This window comes from Candidatus Omnitrophota bacterium (genome assembly GCA_028693815.1).
Taxonomy (GTDB): Bacteria; Omnitrophota; Gorgyraeia; order Zapsychrales; family Aceulaceae; genus Aceula.
On record JAQUUP010000021.1, the window covers coordinates 1 to 20,399 of the forward strand.

A 20,399-nucleotide genomic window follows, 5' to 3' on the forward strand; every position below is an offset into this window, starting at 1 on the left:
TACCGGTAATTAATGCTACTTTTTTCATCTAATTGATTGTTATATATTTCTTAAGTTACTTATTCCACCGTCACACTTTTTGCCAGGTTACGTGGTTGGTCCACCCAACACTGCTCGCCACATGCAACGGCCCTGAGTCTGCTGAAATGACTACATCTGCCCTTTGCATAACTCCCATGAGTTGTGAAAGATTTGTTTTCCCAGCAAAATTAACAACATCGTTTTTTAAACCAGCAATAATTCTTTCAACACGCTCAACATCTTTTAACCCGCCTGTTAAAACTATTTTAAATCGAAACTCTTTAGCGATCTGATCAATAAGAAAAGAAAAACTTTCTTCAGACCATTGTTTTAAATCCCAATTGCCACCCGTATTTAAAACAATTACAAAATCATCGCTCTTTATTCCATTGTCCTTAAAAAGCTTACTAACAAATTCGATATCCTCATCATAAACTTTTAAATAATAATTTCTATCTTTAACCTCGATGCGAAAAAATTCAATGACGTTCAAATAAAAATCGCTTCGATGAACAACTCCAATCAAAGGTTTGACTCTATGCGTTAAAAACATCCCTCTTTTTTTGGCATCATACCCAACACGAATTGGGATTCCTGCCATAAAAACTAACAAAGCCCGTGTCAAAGATCTGTGAAACAAAAAAACAATGTCAAAACGTTTTTTTCGGAGTTGATTGATTAATCTCAACTTTCCCAAAAGACTCGCATGACACCCTTTCTCTTCATAAACAATAACCTCGTCGATCCCATCAATATGCTCTAAAACTTCGGCAACGCGCGGAACACCCAAACACGCCACATGACTTTCTGGATATTTTTCCTTAAGCGCTTTAAATGCTGGCGATGAAAAAATAACATCACCCAACCAATTAACATTAACAACAAGAATATTTTGCATAAATAAGTTTCAGCCGTACAGAGCCTTTTAAACAACATAAATTTGTTGAACGAATTTATCCCTCACCGAAGGGTGTCGGAATCTCTAACGTTTAGTTTTTTCACAAACTTTTTCATAAACAGCATACGTTTGATTAATCATACGCTGAATAGAAAAATTTTCTTTAGCAAACACCTTGGCTCTTTGCCCAATCTGCTTGGCTTGGTCTGGATTTTCAATCAAATATATCAAAGCCGCTGCAAGCTCATCCACATTTTCTGGCGGCACAAGAATTCCTGTTGTGCCGTTATCGATCAGGCTAGGAATTCCTCCCACTCGCGACGCAACAACGGGCAAACCTTGCGCTTGCGCTTCCATCACGGAAAGCCCAAGCCCTTCTTGTCGAGATGGCATAACAAAAATATCCAATATAGACAAAATAGTATCAACCTGATTAATAATAGGTAAAAAAATAATATTATCCTCAAGCCCCAAATTCTTCCTCATCTCCTTTAAATGATCTTCTATTTTTCCTCGGCCGACAACAAGAAGTCGTGCATCATTCTTTTTATCAACAACTTTACGCATAGCATTAATAAGGATATCATGACCTTTCACATTTGATAGCCGAGCAACAATACCTACTAAAGGACCTGGTGCAACGCCAAACTCTTTTCTTTTCTTCAAGGATTCTTCTTGGCTTAAAAGATTCAAGTCACATGAAATGCCGTGAATAACCCAAAAAACCTTGCTAGAGGAAAGATGGAAATCATGAAGCAAATGATCCTCAACTTGACGACTAATGGCAATAGTCGCGTCTCCCCAACATGGAAAAATCCGTCTAAATAAGCGCACCTTAAAAAATCCATGACATGTCGATACATGTTTGACAGGACTTATTTTAGATAATATTGCAGCCAACACTTGGGCAATTCTTGTTTGCGAATGAATAACATCAATATTGTTTTCTTTAATAAATCGTAGCAGCTTAGGCAGCGCTCGATAAAGTTTGGGACTTACTTCTGATTTTGTGCGAATATCAAAACACACATGCTTAACACCTGCGCGCTCAATATCAGCCACCATGTTTCCGCCGCTTGATACCACAAAAACTTTATGATTATTTTTACGCAACCCTTTTGCTAAAGTTAAAACATAACTTGTAATGCCACCAGTATTAAAATGTGTTGTTAAAATTAAAATATTCATGATCTTGATGGTGTTTGCATTAACTGCTCTACTTCTTCCAAAACTTGCTCTGGTGTTATTTTCTTCATACAGGCATGCGTCTGAATCGGACACTGACCTTGATAGCATGGCGCACAATCAATGCGTTGAAAAAGCGTTCGAAACACCTTTGCGGGCGGCATATGACGTACTGGATCCGTCGGGCCAAACAAGGCAATAAACGGTGTCCGCACTGCTGCTGCAATATGTAGTGGAGCAGAGTCAGGTGCGATATAAACACAGCAAGACTTAATAAGCGCAGCAAGTTGTAAAATATTTGTTTTTCCAACACAATCAACTGGCTTTGCCTTTGTCATCCTCGAAAGTTTTTGCATTAAAGAGATGTCCTTTTCTGCTCCGGTTATAATTGTTCGAATATTCTTCGCAGCCAACATGTCACAAAGTTGTGCAATATGCTCAAGGCTCCAAGATTTCGTTGCCCAACGCTGCGATGCCGCTAGATGAATTCCAACAAGTCGAGCATTCTCATTAACCCATTGTCCTTGCAAAAGCTCCTTAATGTACTTCTGATCTTCTCTCGACAACCATAATTCTAAAAGCTGACTTTGAGGAAAAATGTCTAGTTCTCTTAAAATGCGAAACTGATGCAAAACAGCAGGCATTGGACCTCCATCATCTAAAATACATTAGACAAAAGATGTCCCCATTTTTTATTTTTATACCCATATCGCTGTAAGCAAAAACTCAAAAATGCCAACAAATGACTTTTTCGATTATTCTGAAAATCAATCGTCTTGTCCAGCTTGTATCTTCGCAATCTTCTTGCTAGCTTCCAAATTCCCCACCAGCCTCTATTCTTATCTTTTGAATCATAAACAATAAGGTCATCAATATATGGACATCGTTGCAAAATTTCTCGAGCTTCTTTTCCTACAAGACAATATATTTTAGCAAAAGGATATTTTTCCCTCAATGCGCGTAAAGACGGCGTTACGAGAATAACGTCACCAATCGCACTAAACTTAATAACAAGAATATTAATTTTCTTTAAAAGCTCCTCATAAACTTTAAGCGTTTGGCTTGCCATATGCTCAAGTGTATAATTTGATAATATCTTTTGCTTTGCATTTGCAACAAGCCGCGCCGCTAGTGCTTTATCCTCCAGCAGACGAACAACAGCCTCAGCCATCTCTTCAGGCTGTCTCGGTAAAACTAAAAGTCCTGTTTTTTCATGATCAATAATTTCAACAACGCCACCGACTTTTGTTGCGACGACAGGAACTCCTGCAGCCTGCGCCTCAACAATAACGCGACCAAATGACTCCTGCGTTACCGTCGAAAGAACTAACACATCAGTCTTGGATAAAAGCTCTGGAATATCCCGACGATTTCCTAGAAATTCAACGTTATCCGAAAGCCCTAGACGCCTTGTCAGCGCCTCAAGCCCATCTTTATAAGATTGTTTTTTTGGTGATGCATCTCCAATAATCCAAATCTTCATATATGGAAAATGACGAACAACACGTGCCATTGATTTTAAAAAATACTCATGCCCCTTCAAAGGAGTAATACGACCGACAATCGAAACAACATATCCTGACCCTCCAGCGATACTCTTGTGAGGAATATCGTACTTTCTAAGATCTACGCTTCTTGGAATGAGACGAATATTCTCAGGTAAAACATTGAAATTCTGAATCATATGCTGACCAATGACTTGGCTTGGGACAATGACAAACTTGCTCCATCCCATCACTCGCCCAAATAAATTCTTCGAGTAATACCCATGGCACGTTGTCAAAAAAGGTGTCCTCGTTTTTCGACACGCAAAATAAGCAATCCATCCAGGAACACGCGATCGCACATGAACCAAATCAATCTTTTCTCTAATAATAATTTCAGCAAGTTTCTTAACTGAATAAACTGCTGTCCAAAGATTCTTTTTGTGCACAGGAAGCTTAAAATGCTTCCCTCCTGTTTTTTCGAGATCTGCAACAAGATCGCCCCCATGAGACACAACAAACGACTGGTGCCCATGCTCAACTAAATACCGAGACAAGTCTACAGTTCCGGTCTCAACACCACCCACATTCAATTCTGGAAGAATTTGAAGTACTCTCATATAATTTGACGTGCAGCCTCAAGCAAAATTTGTTGATCACAAATAGGCTTAGTGGTAATATTTTTTTCAATAACATTATTTAAAACCTGCCCAATTTCATGCGTTTTCGCCCTCAAAACATGTTCTTGCTTAAATAAATTCTCTACAAAAACTTCATGCTTTCCCTTACAGTTTGTTTTTTTGTTTTCAGCATCAAACACAATGACAGTTTTGCCAGAACTCACAGCTTCTGAAATCATAGAAATGCTATCTGAAGAAATAATAACAATATCAGAAATCCCTAAAATACCGCCAACGGCCTCTGGCACATTATTTTCGGTTGCAATAATTAAAAATGGACATAAAGCAAAATTAGACAACTTTCTTTTAACAGTTTCCTCGACATCTTTTTGAGTTCGTCTCGAAGTTGTTACTAAAATCCATCCTTGATGCTTTTCAACAACTTCCTTAACCTGATCAATGATGCTCTCCACTTGAATATTCGATATAAAATGATTTTTTGATTCTCCTCCAATCATCAGTCCGATACTCGGATTCTTTTGCGATTGAAGTCTCGGAAATTTAGCAATTAGCCTATTTGTCTGATCTTGCAAATAATTCTGATCAACAAGATTTGGCGTTAAGCTGGTAAAAATCACATTCTTTTTATGCTCAAAAGATTCTCTTGCGTCATGCTTTGGTAAAAGGACAAGATCAAATCGGTTCAAACTTAAAATTCCAGGCTTTTGAAGAACAATACTTTTTGCATGATAGTCCTGAGACAAAAAGTAATTAACTCCTGCAAGCGAAGAACCACAAGATATCACAAAATCTCCTTTAACGCTCATCACCTCTAAAAAAGATTTACGCTTTAAAAACCACTTTAAATATCGAAGGCGTCCTTGAGAAATCTTTTCATTCGTAGCAAAACTAAGCGCAGCAAACATGGTCCTCTTAGCCTCATCTTTAAATTCAACATCAATAACTTCAATGTGGCATTTAATAGCCCTCTCAGAAAGTGCTGTTTTAATTTGCTCAGCAAACGCTCTTGACTGATTAAGATGGCCAAACTTTTGATCACTTAAAACAACAATTGTAGATTCTTTTGAATATTTCCAAATTTTGTAAAACCACATATACTCAGAGGGATCTTTTGCAATCGCTTGCTCCATATATCCAACAACCTTATCCAAGCTGCGCGTAATATCCTTTTCTCGGTCACCACTTGATTCAAGCTCAAGAGGCGAAAATATTTTAAGTTTATGATGTGCTCTTTTTTGATCACGAACAAGCGTACAAAAACATACAGGTACGCCAAGCTTCAAGGCCATTTTTATCGCACCAATCGACATCGAGGCCTCACGCCCAAAAAACTTAACAAGGCTACCAGTTCTTCCTCCCTGATCGACAACCATCCCTACAATTTCGTTGTTACGCAGCGCTTTTACAAAATCACGCGTTCCGGATCCTGGCTCAACAAGGCTCGCCCCTGCCTGCTGACGATAAGAATTAAGCAGATCATTAAGCCGTTGATACCGTTTTTGCGGATTAACAACAACTCGATACCGGTATCCTAAAAGCTTACTCATAAAATTACAAAGCTCCCAACTCCCAAAATGCATCGCAAGCAAAATAAGTCCTTTATTCTTTTTTAGCGACTCGTCCACATGTTCTTTTCCTTCTAACGTAATGTATTGATGTGGATCTATCTCTGGAAGACGTAAAAGCTCGACAAAATTCTGCGCATAATTCTGAAAAACTTTTTTTAAGATACGCTTGATTTCTTTTGTCTTTTTTTGGCGAGCAAATGCAATCTTTAGATTAGCATAAGCAAGTGTCCTATGTCGATGATCAGCAAGATATCCGATTGTCCCAATCACGCGTCCCAACCAAAGAGCAACCGACACAGGAAGCCGACGCACAATCGTAGAAAAAATCTTAATGATCCAGAAAATAAAAGATTCGTTTTTCAAGATCTTGTTCTCCTTTCAAAATTTTCATCTCAACTTCTAGAATAAACACATCCAATTCTCTTAAAAATAAATACAACAACTCTTTTAACCGAGCAGCATCTTTCTGTGTTGTTATTATTGTTTTAATATTGTGAGCTCGACAATAATGAACAATGCGCTCAATATCATCTTTAGAATACTTATGGTGATCCATAAAAATAAAATGTTTCTTAATCGCTATTTTCAAAGACTTTGCGCTTTCCTCAAATGAGCGAGGATCACCAATACCTGAAAAAAGACATACCGAATTACCCGCCAAATCAAACAAATTTCTTTTGTCTCCATAATTATTAATATTGACTAACGACACGGGGCTATGAATTGTCTCGACAATAGCCGCTGTAGGCTGAAATTGCTTTATTTTCTGATAGATCGTCTTGAGATTCTCTTTTCCCAAATCTGTTTTTGTTAAAACAAAAATATCGGCTCGCTTTAATGAATCCATTGGCTCACGCAAAATTCCTCTTGGAATTAAAAAGAAATTTCCAAACGGACGCGTTGCGTCAATAGCGACAATATTAAAATTCCTAAAAAGTCGCCAATGCTGAAATCCATCATCCAAAATAAAAACATCAGTTGTATTCGTTTCTAAAAAATTTTGAGCCACCTGATATCGATTCGCTCCAACCAAAACAGGAACATCTTTAAGCTGAGTTTTAAGCATCTCAGCTTCATCGGAAACCATGCCCTTGGCCATATAGCCTCGAGTTAATATCGCGGACTTAAGACCATGCCTTTGAAACATCTTCGCAATCAACCGAACCAAAGGTGTTTTTCCAACGCCACCAAGAGTAATGTTGCCAACGCTAATAACAGACTTTGGTAATCGCTTCGTTTTTAGAACTCCTGAACGATACATCCACAAAATTATTTTAATTCCCATCCAATAAAAAAAAGACAAAATCACTAAAATAATCTTGATTCCAAAAGACAGATAATCTTTACGCTGATCTGTCATTAATTCATAGAGATATTTCTTCATTTCTTTACCTTACTCAAAACAGTCGAAATCAAATCAAGTGTTTTTTCACTTGCCCCCTGATACTGCTCAATCACTTCTCTTGCGCGCCTGCCTTGCTCCTCGCAACAGACCGGGTCTTCCAAAAGACGCTCAAGCTCTTTTGCAAACTCAGTTTTATCTTTGACTTGAACAATCGCATTATTTTGCAAAAACAATGCTGTAATATCCTTGAAATTTTGCATATAAGGTCCGACAATAATCGGTTTCTCAAAATACGCAGGCTCAATAATATTATGCCCCCCTTGTGCCGTTAAACTTTTCCCTACAAAAACAACTTTTGCCAAACGATACAATGAACGCAAATGGCCAATCGTATCAACAACGACAACTGTTTGCTGATCGATGATCAAATCATAAACTTGAGAAAACTTGATCGCCTTAAACCCTTTTTTTTCAACCAAATCAATAATCTCACCAGTCCGCTCAGGATGCCGAGGAGCAATAATGAGACGTAAATTCTCAAAACGCTTTTCTATTCTTTTAAAAATATCTAAAACAATCTCCTCTTCTCCTGGATGCGTACTTCCTGCAACAAAAAGTTCTTCAGACTCATCAAGAATTGAATTCGAAAGCTCTTTTTGATGTTCGTCTAAAATATCATCAAACTTCATATTGCCAACAACTTTAACACGCTCAGAGCATGCCCCAAGCTCTTTGATTCGATCAGCATCAAGATTGCTTTGCATGCAAAAGAAACTAAAATAATTAAGAATCGGCTTAATCACTGGTCTTAAAAAACGGTACCCCTTTAACGCTTGATCAGAAATACGCCCATTCACCTGAACAATCGGAACACCTCGGCGATATAATTGCGTTAACAAATTTGGCCAAAGCTCTGTCTCAGCATTAATGTAAATTCTTGGATTAATAACATCAATATATCTGCGCACAGATAAACTAAAATCTAAAGGCGCATAAATAACTTGATCAACTTCATCCGAAATCTTTTGCGCCATTTCAAAACCTGTCTGAGTGACCACAGTAATCACGACAGGATTTTCGGGATATCTTAGACGAATCTCGTTTAAAAGATTCTTAATCACCACCACCTCACCTACGCTGACAGCATGAATCCATATGCGAGATACATTAGAATTTCCAATATCTATTTCTTTAAGAAATCCAAAACGCATAGCAAAACCCTTATGCCATTTGCGTTTAACTAAAAGATACGGTAAATAGATTATTGAAAAAATAAAAAATGCTAAATCATACAATATGGTCATCATGCTCTCGGATGTGCGTGATCATAAATTTTCTTAAGTTTCTCTGTGGTCATATGAGTATAAATTTGGGTTGTTGACAAATTAACATGTCCCAATAATTCTTGCACAGCACGTAAATCTGCTCCAGCATTTAAAAGGTGTGTTGCAAATGAATGTCTTAATGCGTGTGGTGAAATCTTGGTTTGAATACTTGCCTCAGAAATATGTTGATTAACAATATTTCGGATGCTTCGGTCTGTTATGCGCGTGCCGCGTTGATTTAAAAAAACCGCCTCTGATTTATGCTTTCGTTTGTTAATATATTCGCGAATGCTTTTAAGCGCTGTTTCCCCTATCGGCATAAGACGCTCTTTTTTTCCTTTTCCTGAAACCTTAACAATATTACTGATAAAATCAACCCGATTCAAATCCAAAGATACCAGCTCGCTAACGCGCATCCCAGTGCTGTAAAGTGTTTCTAAAATAGCGCGATCTCTTAAGCCTGGCTCATCTTTCTTTTTTGATATTTCCATCAAACGGCCAGCGTCTTGTTCGGATAGAAAATGAGGCAACTTCTTGTCCAGCTTGGGCGTCATCAAAAGAGTCGCGGGATTCTTACTAACCAATCCTTCTCGAAAAATAAATTTAAAAAAACTCCTCAAAGCCGAAAGCTTGCGCGCAACGGTTCGTGATTTTAAGTCTCTAGAACGCAAACTTGCCAAATAGCGCCTTAAGTGAAAATAATCAACTCGCTCAATTGAAGTATCTTTTAAAAAAACAAAAAACTCTTCTAGATCAATCTTATAGTTTAGAATCGTATGTTTTGAATAATTCTTTTCTATATCGAGATACGACAAAAACTTTTCAACATATCGATTCATAAATTAGAGTTTCTTGGGTTTGTTGAGTTCATAGAGTTCATCATGCTAGTAATATTCTATTTAATCAAATCATCCAACTCTATAAACTCCATGAACGCTATAAACTCTCTTTAGGTAACTGCCTGCTAGTAAACGTACACTCCGGATACTGGCTACATCCATAAAACGTTGTCCCTCTTCTTGATCGCCTTTGCACCAACTCTCCTACGCAATTTTCTTCTGGACATTTAACACCCGTCAGAAATGGTTGCGAATGCTTGCACTCAGGAAAGCCCGAACAACTTAAAAACTTTCCATTGCGTCCCCATTTAACCGCTAAAGGCTTCTGGCACTCGGGACATTTATGCTCTGTCAAAGATACAACTTTTTCAATATTCTCTGTTGCATAATCAAGCTCTTCTTTAAAAGGCTTATAAAACTCATTGAGAAGCTTTGTGTAATCAAGCTCGCCTTCTTCAATCAGATCAAGATGCTCTTCCATAGTCGCTGTAAAGCTTATGGCCATAATTCTTGGAAAATATTCAACTAAAAGATCAATAATCGTAAAAGCTAACTCTGTCGAGCTAAAATATCCATTTTCACGATACACATAATTGCGCATAACAAGCGTATTGATAATTGGCGCATATGTACTCGGCCGACCAATGCCAGCTTCTTCAAGCCCGCGAACAAGCGTAGCTTCAGAATAGCGTGGTGGTGGTTTTGTAAAATGCTGTGTCGGCTTAGCCTCCACAAGCTCAAGAGCCTCATCTTTTTTATACAGAGAAAGATCAACAACAGAATCTTTTTCTTTTGAGCTTTGATCCAAAACAAGCTGTCCATCAAATTTAAGACTAGAGGCCGACGCGCTAAAATCAAACTTTCCGGCATTAATCAAAATTCTTTTTTGCAAGAAAACCGCTGGTGTCATTTGACAGCTGACAAATCTTCGCCAAATAAGTTCATAGATTTTATATTGCTCTTCTGTCAAAAAAGGCCTCATGTCCTCTGGCTTTCTAAAGACATCTGACGGACGAATCGCCTCATGAGCTTCTTGCGCTCTCTTTTTTGACTTATACTCATTGGGTTTTTCCGGCAAATACGCTGCGCCATATTGCTGTTCAATTAAATCCCGAACTCTTTTTTTGGCTTCGTCAGCAATATTAACAGAATCTGTACGCATATAGGTAATCAAACCAACAGTTTCTCCGTCTCCAAGATCAACACCCTCATAAAGTTGCTGAGCAACCATCATTGTTCGACTTGTGTTAAAATTAAGCTTGTTAAATGCTTCCTGCTGAAGTGTACTGGTAATAAATGGTGGCAGTGCATTTCGGCGCACTTCTTTTTCTGTTACGTCAGAAATAACAAACTGCTGGCTCTTGATGTCCTCTAAAATCTGATCCACTTCCTCTTTGGTTTTCAAATCAATCTTGTCATTATCAATCTTATCGAGCGATGCATTCAAAATATCTTGGCTATCAGCCTTTTTTAAATCAACAGACATCTGCCAATATTCTTGAGGATTAAATGCAGCAATCGCGCGATCTCGCTCAACGATAAGACGAAGCGCAACAGACTGAACGCGTCCAGCGCTTAAACCCGAACCAACTTTTTTCCAAAGCAATGGACTAAGCTGATATCCTACTAATCGATCCAAAACACGCCGTGCTATTTGTGCATCAATTCTTTTCTCGTCAAATTCACGTACATTATCAAACGCCTTTAAAACAGCCTCTTTGGTAATTTCATGAAATGTCACACGATAAACATTCTTTCCTTCGCCAATTTCCTTAGCCAAATTCCATCCTATCGCCTCTCCTTCGCGGTCAGGGTCTGTGGCAATATAAATGTTCTTCTTTTTCAAAGCTTCTTTCTTAAGAGCTTTAAGGGTTTTTTGCTTGCTACGAATAATGATCAACTTGGGCTTAAAGTTATCTTCCAGATCGATGCCAAGCGTTGATTTAGGTAAATCAATTAGATGCCCCATGGAAGAGACAACCTTAAAGCTCTTGCCTAGGATTTTATTAATCGTTTTGACCTTTGCAGGAGATTCAACAATAACCAATGAGTTTGCCATAAAATATCCTATGTTATAAATGTTTGAGTTTATTGCGTTGATAGCGTTATTGAGCTTATCGAATTGACTCTATAAGCCCTATGATTTCATTTCTTACTAATTTATATTATTAATATTTATATAAGTAAATCTATTATAGAGGATTTTTAGATTCTGACAAACAGTTTTCCAGGCAATTGCTTAATCAGCCGCTTTAGCTCCAAAGAGAGCAGCCCTGAAGATGCCTGAGAAATGGAAAGTCCAGTTTTTTCTAGAATTTGATCTAGATAGGTAGGCTTTAAGGAAATCGAGTCAAAAATTCTTTGCTCAACATCGCTGAGATTTTTTACAAGAGTCTGGTCATCATTTTCCAGCACCTTTAATCGAGCATTTTTAAGATTTATTTGAAGATCTTCCAAAACATCCTCAATCGAGCTTACAAGTTTTGCACCTTGCTTAATAAGATTATTCGTGCCCTGAGCACTTGGACTGTCAACTTTTCCAGGAATCGCAAAAACTTCCCTTCCCTGCTCAAGAGCCAAATCAGCCGTAATAAGAGCACCGCTTCTTTGAGCAGCTTCCACAACAATAACACCTAAAGACAATCCGCTAACAATACGATTTCTTCTTGGAAAATTACCAGCCAAAGGTTTTGTCGACATTGGAAACTCAGAAATAACAGCACCGTTTCTAGAGATATCTTCGGCCAATTTCTTGTTTTCTGGAGGATAGATATTGGCCAATCCACTTCCTAAGACAGCGATGGTTCGCCCCTTAGCGCGTAAAGCACCTCTATGCGCTGCCGTATCAATTCCCCGAGCCATTCCAGAAACCACGGTAATGCCAAAATCAGAAAGTTGCATCGCAAACTTTTCAGCTGTCGATGTTCCATAAACCGAAGCTCGGCGAGAACCAACAATCGAGATAGCATTGGCATCAATGGCTTCAAGCGTTCCCTTGACATAAAGAACAACCGGTGTATCACTGATATTCTTTAAATTCTTCGGAAACGACTCTTGAGTTATTGCACAGACATTAACATCATGACTTTTCATTAAAGCATGTTCTTTTTCTAGAAATTCCTCTTTTGGAAATTCTGAAATATTTTGAGCAACATTCTTTGGAATACATCCAAGCGAAAGAATCTCTTTTTGAGAAGCCAATAAAACTTTTTTGGCAGATACAAAATAAGATAAGAGTTGTTTAATTCGAATCGGCCCGAGGCCAGGGATAGCATTTAGAATAAGTAAGGAATCGATAGAAGTCATAAGATTAAATAACCAATACACAAAGTTCAAATTACAAGCAATAGACAATCAAAAGAATAGGCAACAAACCAAATCCCAAATTCCACTTCAAAATCTAAAATAAATCTAAAATTTAAACTTCCAAAACGTCTAACAAGACAGACAATAGACAAGATCCCAAATTCAAACTTCAAAATCCAGAATAAATCTAAAATTCAAATGGATTTGTTTTGATTTTTGAGCTTTGGATTTTGATGTTACATTCATTTTATTGTCTATTGCTCGACTCATGACTTATGGCTTTTATGATTTCTTCCACCACTTTTTCAACACTCTTGCCATCTGTATCAACAGTTAAATCTGCTTTTTCATAAAAAGATGCACGCTCTATGAGAAGCTCTGCAATCTTGACTTTTGGATTTTCTACGTTTAAAAGTGGTCGGTGTGATTGGTCTTTGATTCGACGATAAATAGCTTGTGAAGAAGTTTTTAAATAAACGATGGTACCGTTATAACGTAAGTTATTTATATTCTGTTCTCTTAAAACAACTCCTCCGCCGCAATCAATCACAAGGCCTTCACCTCGACTAACCTCAAAAACAACGTCTTCTTCCACATTTCTAAAATATTTTTCGCCTTTAATTGAAAAAATATCAGTAATTTCCATTCGTTCTCGATCAATAATCAACTCGTCAGTGCTGACGAGCTTGCGCCCGCTCTTCTCAGCCAAAAGCTTGGCCACGGTAGATTTTCCAGAACCCATAAAACCAACTAATGCAATGTTTTTGTTCATAAGCTAATTGTAGCAGAAAAATGTTAGGTGGTAAAAGATTAAAAAACTAAAAAAACTAAAACTAAAACTAAAAGGGCCGCTGTTTTATCTAAACAGCGGCCCTATATTTGCAACATAAAGAATATAAATAAATTAACAAGATTAAAATTACTTTAAAAAACTTAGCCTTTTCGGCTCCTCAGCATATTCCCTGGACATCTCAGTTTCATAAAAGTTGTTCTCATTAGCCATTCCAAGAAGCCATGGAAGATCAGTAATAATTACAAAATTAATTATCATCGGCACTAGCCCATCAATGTCAATATGCCCAACATCCTGAAACTTCACCGGCAAAGGTATTCCATCTTTATCCCGCTTAATCTGCATATCGAAATTGATACGATTAAAGTCTATACCACCAGTTGGTACAACTGCTGAAGAGGCCTCTCCTTTTTTTTCTTTCAAGGGAAACAATTTCTCTGTATTATTAGCTAGATCGCTAATCACACCATAAATCGACTCATTAACATAAAAAGGAACACCGGCTTTTTTGGCTGCTGTTGCTAAAATGAGAATTGGGCGTCTTAACTGATAGTCAACATCGTGTTTCGTGATGTCGACCCCATTGATATTATCTTCTTCAAGAGCCATTAAATCCGAAACAAGGCGAAGTGGATCTGCGATGTCAAGATAGGAAATATTCAGATTCGGATCAAGGATTTCCTTGATTTCATATAAGTTAGCAGGAACCTCAACGGAAACAGCAAGTGGGACGCCAAGCTCTATTTCGCCTAATAATTCTCTTACCTTTTTGATCTCCTCGAAGCTTCGGACAGCTTTTAACTCAAGAACAATGTTATCATTGTCTTCTTCGATGAGTTCTTTGATGATCTCCAGGTCAACCTTAAAAAATTTCCTGTTATCGTTTAAAGATTTAACAAGCCCGTGCACTCCATAGCCAGGATTTGCTTCTTTTGGCTCATAAACTTCCCCATATTTTAGTTTTTGGTACTCTGAAGAGAAGATATTGTCGGTCGAGATAAAAAGTTTCTTTCCTTGCTTTTTAGCTTCATAGGCTGCTTCCCTAACAGCTTCTTTTAATTTTGCCCGATAAAAAAGCAAGCCAATCCCTTCCTTGTCGATGCTGAGGCTATATCCGTTTTCACGAAGCATATTACGGATATCCTGATACATAGACCGATAGATATGCCAATCTGCTCCGGCAAGCATCTTCCCTTCTTTCACGGTAGGCAAAATTTCTTTATCATAAGATTCAAAAGCCTTAAAATGCATACCCAGGGTCAATAAAAATTCTCCGATATTAAAATGATTAGGACTTTCTTTTTTAATGGATTGAATCGCCTTCGGATCCATGTCAAAATCGAAACCGACAGCGTCTTTGGCCACTTGAGGTATTTCAAAATTCGTATTGGCTAAATTTTTAGCGACTCTCTCGTATACCTCAAGCAAAACTGAAACCGCATCATAACCAAACGCCTTCAAGATAGCGCCATAATCATCTTGACCCGGAACCGAAGGATCATTACCGCAATAACTCACGGAATATTTTTTGTTATATTTTTTATTAAAATCTCTTACGATTTTAGCAATACGCGCGTTCCATCTAAGGACAGAAGGACTATAGGCATTAACCGTATCTTTTAATGCTTTATTATCGGTGTTCCTATCGATCCTGGCATTTGTCTGAAGAGCATCATTGCCCCCTGTTGAGAAAAAGAAATTAAGCTTTTTTCCTGTTTCATCTTCAAAATTTTTGGCAGCCATCAAGAAATCCTCAACGTTAATTGAATTCGTCGGGATTTCTGTCATGATGCCGACCTTAATGTCTTCGGTTAACATGCCAAGTTCGTCCATCACCTCAAGCATCCTGGTTACATCCTCTGGCCGCCTGACAATAGGCGCAAAAACACCGATCTTTACTTTTTTAGTGTCTAAGACTTTTTTGATAGCTCCTAGCTGCCAACGCAAAACCTGCGGATTATGAAACATCAGATCAAGTCCTCGAAATCCTTTCATGGGGTTCACTTCCCTTTTGATAAACCTTTCCGCGGAATAGACGCCCTCGTACTCATCGGTCTTTCTGTCATCTAGGCGGATATAATGCCTTTTATCCAGAAGCATCACAATCTGCGACAAAATCTCGGCATCTGAGTCTGCCTCGATCTTGCCACCTACTTTTTTGATCAATGTTTTTAATATTCCTTCTAATTGGTGAAGAGGGGCAACGCGACCAAGTCCATCGCGATAATACTGCTTTACAATATTTAAAACTTTAATCCGAAGCTGATAGTCAGCAAGGCTCTGCGCACGAACTAAAACATTGTTTTCTGAAGGGATCGTTGATACTGCTTTTGATAAGAGGGATTCGTATAGGGTTGAAACATAAAAATCCTCTGCCGAATTATAACCCTTAATAGCTTCTTCTACATATTTGATTTCATCCTTATCTTTTTCCCTGTCCAAGATCGGACCTTCATGCGACATGTGATTCTCACGTCTAATCATATTGTCATAGGCTAAAAGGAGATCCGGATATATTCCTATGCTATTTGTGAGCGTTAATTCCTGGCGGTCAAGCCCAATCCCGTAAAAAGACGGCATATTCCGTAGCGGCGCCCCCTTGTAGGCCTTATCAGTAGTGGCCGCAAAAACACCTAAACGGATATCGCCGTAAGGCGTAGAAGGAAGACCTTTGATACTAAAATCTTTTCCTGCAACTTTAAGCTCATGATCCATCCCTAGTAATATTTTTCCCCGATTCGCATCAATGGTGATTTCAGTTCCATTCGGCAAAGCATCGCGCACGTCTTCAAATGTCGCATTTGTTATGCCCGTAACCGCAACGAGCCCAAACTCCGAAGCAACAATCATAGTGTGGGAATTTGGCCCACCTTTTTGTGCGATAATACCACGGGCCGCTTGCATAGCAGAATTCATATCAGGATCGCTTTGATATGCTGCCATAATTTTGTTGATAGTTCGGGCCAAAGTTTCCGGATTTTTATCTAAAACCCAATAAATCTCCCCTTGTGCGGCTCCACCTGTTTTGGCAAGAAAATTAAACGGTAAAACCCGTCCTTCCTTTTGCGCTTTTTCAAATGCCTTATCAGTTACAATAATATCTTTTAAAAATACTACATCGGGATCCCTTGAAGACCACACGGTTTCAGGCCTAGCCTGGGTGCTCACGATGGTCCAATCCTTTCGTGGAAATCCACGCTCATCTTTTAGCGATTCTTGGTTTTCCCCTAATAATATAATATCATTGCCTTTGTTGTCCTTTTTGACGCGAAAAGCTCCTTCTAAATCAACAAATCCACCATAAAAATCATGTAAGACCTTAAAATAAAATGCTGTCTTTTCAGCCAAGACAAAATCTGTTATGACAAATTCAGATTTTAAATTATCAGGGATATCAATTTCTTGTTTTCCTAAACCACCTGCTGTTTCAACGACCATCTTCTCGCGTTTTCCTTTTGCGCGCAATAAAAGAGTCCCGTCATACTCCATGAAAAATTTGCTTCCCGTCTCGTCTCCTGAAACAAGCTTTTCACCCTGGCCTTCTGTAGCGGAAAGCGACATGACAGGAAAACCGGTTTCTCGATCGAGAGAAAATCCAATAAAACTAATTTGCGATAGAAACATCTCCTGCAAAAGCGTGCTGATTTCCGCATGTTCATCAAATGTAGGCAAGCCATGCTCAAAGCGGTAATCAATCGCGCGTTTATTAAATAACGAGGCCTGATTGAATATCCAATTTTGAATGATAAAATCCAATCCGTCTTCCCCTTCTTTTTCGGAAAAAGGCGTTACAAAAATATATGTATCTTGACGGCCTGCAAAGGACGCAGTCTCGCTATCCTCTCCAACGGCAGAAGAACGAATGGCTAAAACAAGTTTTTCCAAAGGAATCCCAAGACGCTCGGCTAATTTCACTAGTCCTCGTTTCATTTCGTCCTTAACGGCTTCTGGGACAGTCATAAGCCTTGCGGCAATAAGCAATTTCTCAGATATCTCGGAGGTCACATGTTCATATTCAAGCTGTAGCTCTTGTAGCTGATCATCTAATGCAGCCTTGCCTTTTATCAAATCACTGCGTTGAGATGTTTTTATCTGCGCATCAAGCGCGTTTATTTTTAATTTTAATTGCTCCTGTGCTTCCTTAATCCGATTGACTTCTTGGTCTAAAGACTTACCATTCTTCTGAAAATATGCATTTAAATTTTCATATCCATTTTCTGTAAAATCATCGACTATAGAAATCATAGTCTTTAAAGTTTTTCGGATTTGGTACTGCGCAGACGCATCTTCTTTAAAATCAATCGCAACGCCGCGAAGCGCCAATTCTTTTTCAAGCTTTTCTTTTTCTTCGTTTGTCATCCCTATTACATTTTTGTCGAGGAATTCACCATTCTTGTCCAAATAGTTATAAATTTCTTTTATTTTAGTCTCGATGTGCAAAAGATACGTCTTAATGTCCGTGATAAATAACCTCTGGAAGAGCTCCCCTGATGTGGCAAAATTAGGAAGCGTAACAACGTAAGGGCAAAACATCATTTCCCCGGTATGAGCGGTTTTACCCCCAAAATTAACTTCATCTTGGCGCTCTACCTCGATATCCCATACGGTTGCACGTCCCTGAAAGGCCGGATCTTGAATATACTGCCTTTTTAAGCCATAAAGCGTTATTTTCTTTCCTTGCTCTACTCCGTCGGCTTCTTCATAAATTATTTTTGCATCCGGACTTAATTTATTTTTAAGATCTTCGATGGGATCCTCAATAAATATTTCAGATATTTCGACAATATCCGAATGTTCTTTGGAGAATTGCGCAAGGAGATCCGCTGCTTTTTCCTGACTAATTTTTCCATAAAAAAGATACTCTTCTTCAAGATATTTTGCAAGGCGGCGCTTGCCTAAAACTTTTCCACGATGAAGCATGTCTGACATAAAAAGAAAAATGTCCTTGTCACTCAGAAAAGAAGGATTTCTTGCCCCTTCGAGCGTATCATTGCGAATAACTTTTTTCTTCAATTGATAAAGTTCTTTTGTATCGTCTAACCTTGATCTTTTCTCTCCGGTCAAGCTTCTTTTGCTTGCCCCAACTAAAATCTCCAAGTCTTTTATGTCTATTCCTACTTTCTCTTTCCACGCTTCTGCAACAAGACCAGCTATAAAAGACATGGCAATTTTCTTTCGTCCTGTTTTAAAAAGAAAATCCATAAAATCTTCGTTCAAAACAATTCTTTTTGTTTTTAAATTAATATCTGCATATTCATTCTCTGTTGCACCAACAAAAAAATCTGTTTTTTCAATATAAGAGGAAATCTCGCGCAAAACCTTATACTCGTTCTTGTCTCCTCCATAATATGCAAGAAAATTCTTGGCAAGAGGATACAACTTGTCATATTTTCCAAAAAACAACTCTCCCTTCTTGACATTTTGGAAGCCAGGAATATTGGCTGATCTTGGAATCTCTTTGATTGAAGAACTCGCCACCTTAACGCTAGATTCTTCAGGTTTGACAAAAAGCACGCTAGAGCTAACGATCCCAGATTTTTCATGACCTCGAATATTTCTTATCGGAGGGATGCTAGTTCTATCAAGATTTTCTATTACCAGTCTTGATCCACCTGAAAAATATTTACGAGGAATATTACGGCCAGCATTTGGGTCATATTCAGCCTTTATATAATTATAAGCACCTTTTTTGTATGCCTCAAGATATTGATTGTAAATTTTCTCTTTGACGTCTGGATCGTTGATATTTAAGCCATTAATCTTTTTCTTGTCTACATAAATTTGGCCCAAAAGACTTTCTTGAAGGCTTTTCTTAAACCAATTCGCTAAAATAAGAGAACTATAAATTTGGCGCAGCTGTGCAAAATGCTTGCCTTGATTGACTTCCTTAGTAATTTCAGGAATAACAATTTCGCGAACAATCTCTGAAGCAAGATTAGCATTTCTAGAAACCGAGATTCCTCTATCCTTAAAATATTGAGCCTCTTTCTGCTTATCGCTATGCTGCAGAGCAATGTAATCTTCTTCTATCATTACTTTCAAAGTACTTTCGGCAACAAACACGCGGTTTCCGGTCTCATAAACAACAGCTTTATCAGGCAAAATCCAGACCTTGTTAAAAGTATCTAGAGGTATGTCCGTTGTGCCATATTGAGAGTATGCTTTTTTATAAACTTTATCCCAGAATTTCTTACCCAGCTCATCTTCAGGATAAACCAAAGAAGCTGTTATCTGCTTTAGGATATAATCCTCCGCTAATAGATCGCGCCCCATATCTGTTAAGCTAAATTCATCAGGAATAATTCTGTCTTTTTCATATGGAGAAAGATTAACCCAAAGCTCATCCTCTGGAATGGTCAAAGAAGTCAAGAAATACTTAACCATTTTTTCAGTCTCTTGCTTCAACTCCTCCCCTTGAATGTTTTCTTCGCCGGTATTAATAAAGAAATTGAATTCCAAAGGATTATCACAATTAATTTCAAGACCCTTGATGATCGGGGGAGCAAATTGAGGCGTGAGGGTCAACATCGTACCAGGAGCAGGCAAAGCAAGCATCTGCGCAAAGCCTTGAGTCGGCAAAATCATGTTGCCGAGAAAGGCAATCGTGATTACAAGGCTAACAATCTTTAGTAAACGGGTATTCTTTGTTTTAAAACTTAGCATGGGTATTTCTCCTTAATGACGCCGCCATTAATTCAGGGACAAAGCGAATTAACTTTGCGCTTTTTATGAAGCTGAGATTAAATTAAAAATTTTTTTAGTTATTTTGATAATTTTTATTCTTTTTCAGATCTTTTCCAACAAGTAACCGTGGCGTGTTAATTTAAGAATTAAGATTTAAAAATCATATTTATTTGGAATACATACGATATGTGTTCCGGAAAACGCTTTCTTTTAAGAAAACGTGTATAAAATATAGCATATTTTGGAAAGAAATCAAGTTTCTAACCAAGAAACTTAAATGTTTTAAAAGAAATTAGGCTCATAAAGTATT

General features: G+C 38.1%; 12 protein-coding genes. All 12 read right to left on the bottom strand.

Annotation, left to right across the window (positions count from 1 at the left end; translation table 11 throughout):
- Nucleotides 1-70: 70 nt before the first annotated feature.
- The 12 genes from PHY73_06760 to PHY73_06815 all read right to left on the bottom strand — a co-directional run bounded on the left by PHY73_06760 (nucleotide 71) and on the right by PHY73_06815 (nucleotide 20,068).
- On the bottom strand, nucleotides 71-919 hold the full coding sequence (locus PHY73_06760) for a glycosyltransferase family 9 protein (protein ID MDD3375400.1): 849 nt from the start codon (nucleotides 917-919) through the stop codon (nucleotides 71-73).
- Between the two features lie 84 nt (nucleotides 920-1,003).
- A complete protein-coding gene (locus PHY73_06765; GenBank protein MDD3375401.1) occupies nucleotides 1,004-2,107 on the bottom strand; it encodes a glycosyltransferase family 4 protein in 1,104 nt (367 codons plus the stop codon).
- Entirely contained in the window at nucleotides 2,104-2,748 is a 645-nt protein-coding gene (locus tag PHY73_06770; protein MDD3375402.1) for a glycosyltransferase family 9 protein, read from the bottom strand. The genes PHY73_06765 and PHY73_06770 overlap by 4 nt, the downstream gene beginning before the upstream one ends.
- Before the next feature lie 14 nt (nucleotides 2,749-2,762).
- Nucleotides 2,763-4,208, bottom strand: a complete 1,446-nt coding sequence (gene pelF, locus PHY73_06775; protein ID MDD3375403.1) for a GT4 family glycosyltransferase PelF — start codon at nucleotides 4,206-4,208, stop codon at nucleotides 2,763-2,765.
- Complete coding sequence (locus PHY73_06780) at nucleotides 4,205-6,160, bottom strand: ELM1/GtrOC1 family putative glycosyltransferase (protein ID MDD3375404.1); 1,956 nt, start codon at nucleotides 6,158-6,160, stop codon at nucleotides 4,205-4,207. Before PHY73_06780 ends, pelF begins: the two co-directional genes overlap by 4 nt.
- The gene (gene lpxK / locus PHY73_06785) at nucleotides 6,126-7,181 is read right to left on the bottom strand and encodes a tetraacyldisaccharide 4'-kinase (GenBank protein ID MDD3375405.1); all 1,056 of its coding nucleotides are present in this window, start codon (nucleotides 7,179-7,181) and stop codon (nucleotides 6,126-6,128) included. The genes PHY73_06780 and lpxK overlap by 35 nt, the downstream gene beginning before the upstream one ends.
- Nucleotides 7,178-8,449 carry a 3-deoxy-D-manno-octulosonic acid transferase gene (locus tag PHY73_06790; protein ID MDD3375406.1) on the bottom strand — a complete coding sequence of 424 codons (1,272 nt, stop codon included), beginning with the start codon at nucleotides 8,447-8,449 and terminating at the stop codon, nucleotides 7,178-7,180. The genes lpxK and PHY73_06790 overlap by 4 nt, the downstream gene beginning before the upstream one ends.
- Nucleotides 8,446-9,306 (bottom strand): tyrosine recombinase XerC, encoded by an 861-nt coding sequence (gene xerC, locus PHY73_06795; protein ID MDD3375407.1) that lies wholly within the window; start codon nucleotides 9,304-9,306, stop codon nucleotides 8,446-8,448. The genes PHY73_06790 and xerC overlap by 4 nt, the downstream gene beginning before the upstream one ends.
- Before the next feature lie 97 nt (nucleotides 9,307-9,403).
- Complete coding sequence (gene topA, locus PHY73_06800) at nucleotides 9,404-11,365, bottom strand: type I DNA topoisomerase (GenBank protein MDD3375408.1); 1,962 nt, start codon at nucleotides 11,363-11,365, stop codon at nucleotides 9,404-9,406.
- 146 nt (nucleotides 11,366-11,511) lie between these two features.
- On the bottom strand, nucleotides 11,512-12,612 hold the full coding sequence (dprA, locus tag PHY73_06805) for a DNA-processing protein DprA (GenBank protein ID MDD3375409.1): 1,101 nt from the start codon (nucleotides 12,610-12,612) through the stop codon (nucleotides 11,512-11,514).
- A gap of 247 nt (nucleotides 12,613-12,859) precedes the next feature.
- On the bottom strand, nucleotides 12,860-13,384 hold the full coding sequence (locus PHY73_06810; protein MDD3375410.1) for a shikimate kinase: 525 nt from the start codon (nucleotides 13,382-13,384) through the stop codon (nucleotides 12,860-12,862).
- 147 nt (nucleotides 13,385-13,531) lie between these two features.
- The gene (locus tag PHY73_06815; protein MDD3375411.1) at nucleotides 13,532-20,068 is read right to left on the bottom strand and encodes a PEP/pyruvate-binding domain-containing protein; all 6,537 of its coding nucleotides are present in this window, start codon (nucleotides 20,066-20,068) and stop codon (nucleotides 13,532-13,534) included.
- Between the last annotated feature and the right edge of the window lie 331 nt (nucleotides 20,069-20,399).

Coding starts and splice junctions, on each gene's coding strand:
- pelF (MDD3375403.1), bottom strand. CDS start 4,208: ATGAGAGTACTTCAAATTCTTCCAGAATTGAATGTGGGTGGTGTTGAG.
- dprA (MDD3375409.1), bottom strand. CDS start 12,612: ATGACTTCTATCGATTCCTTACTTATTCTAAATGCTATCCCTGGCCTC.
- xerC (MDD3375407.1), bottom strand. CDS start 9,306: ATGAATCGATATGTTGAAAAGTTTTTGTCGTATCTCGATATAGAAAAG.
- PHY73_06790 (MDD3375406.1), bottom strand. CDS start 8,449: ATGATGACCATATTGTATGATTTAGCATTTTTTATTTTTTCAATAATC.
- PHY73_06765 (MDD3375401.1), bottom strand. CDS start 2,107: ATGAATATTTTAATTTTAACAACACATTTTAATACTGGTGGCATTACA.
- PHY73_06815 (MDD3375411.1), bottom strand. CDS start 20,068: ATGCTAAGTTTTAAAACAAAGAATACCCGTTTACTAAAGATTGTTAGC.
- lpxK (MDD3375405.1), bottom strand. CDS start 7,181: ATGAAGAAATATCTCTATGAATTAATGACAGATCAGCGTAAAGATTAT.
- PHY73_06760 (MDD3375400.1), bottom strand. CDS start 919: ATGCAAAATATTCTTGTTGTTAATGTTAATTGGTTGGGTGATGTTATT.
- PHY73_06810 (MDD3375410.1), bottom strand. CDS start 13,384: ATGAACAAAAACATTGCATTAGTTGGTTTTATGGGTTCTGGAAAATCT.
- topA (MDD3375408.1), bottom strand. CDS start 11,365: ATGGCAAACTCATTGGTTATTGTTGAATCTCCTGCAAAGGTCAAAACG.
- PHY73_06770 (MDD3375402.1), bottom strand. CDS start 2,748: ATGCCTGCTGTTTTGCATCAGTTTCGCATTTTAAGAGAACTAGACATT.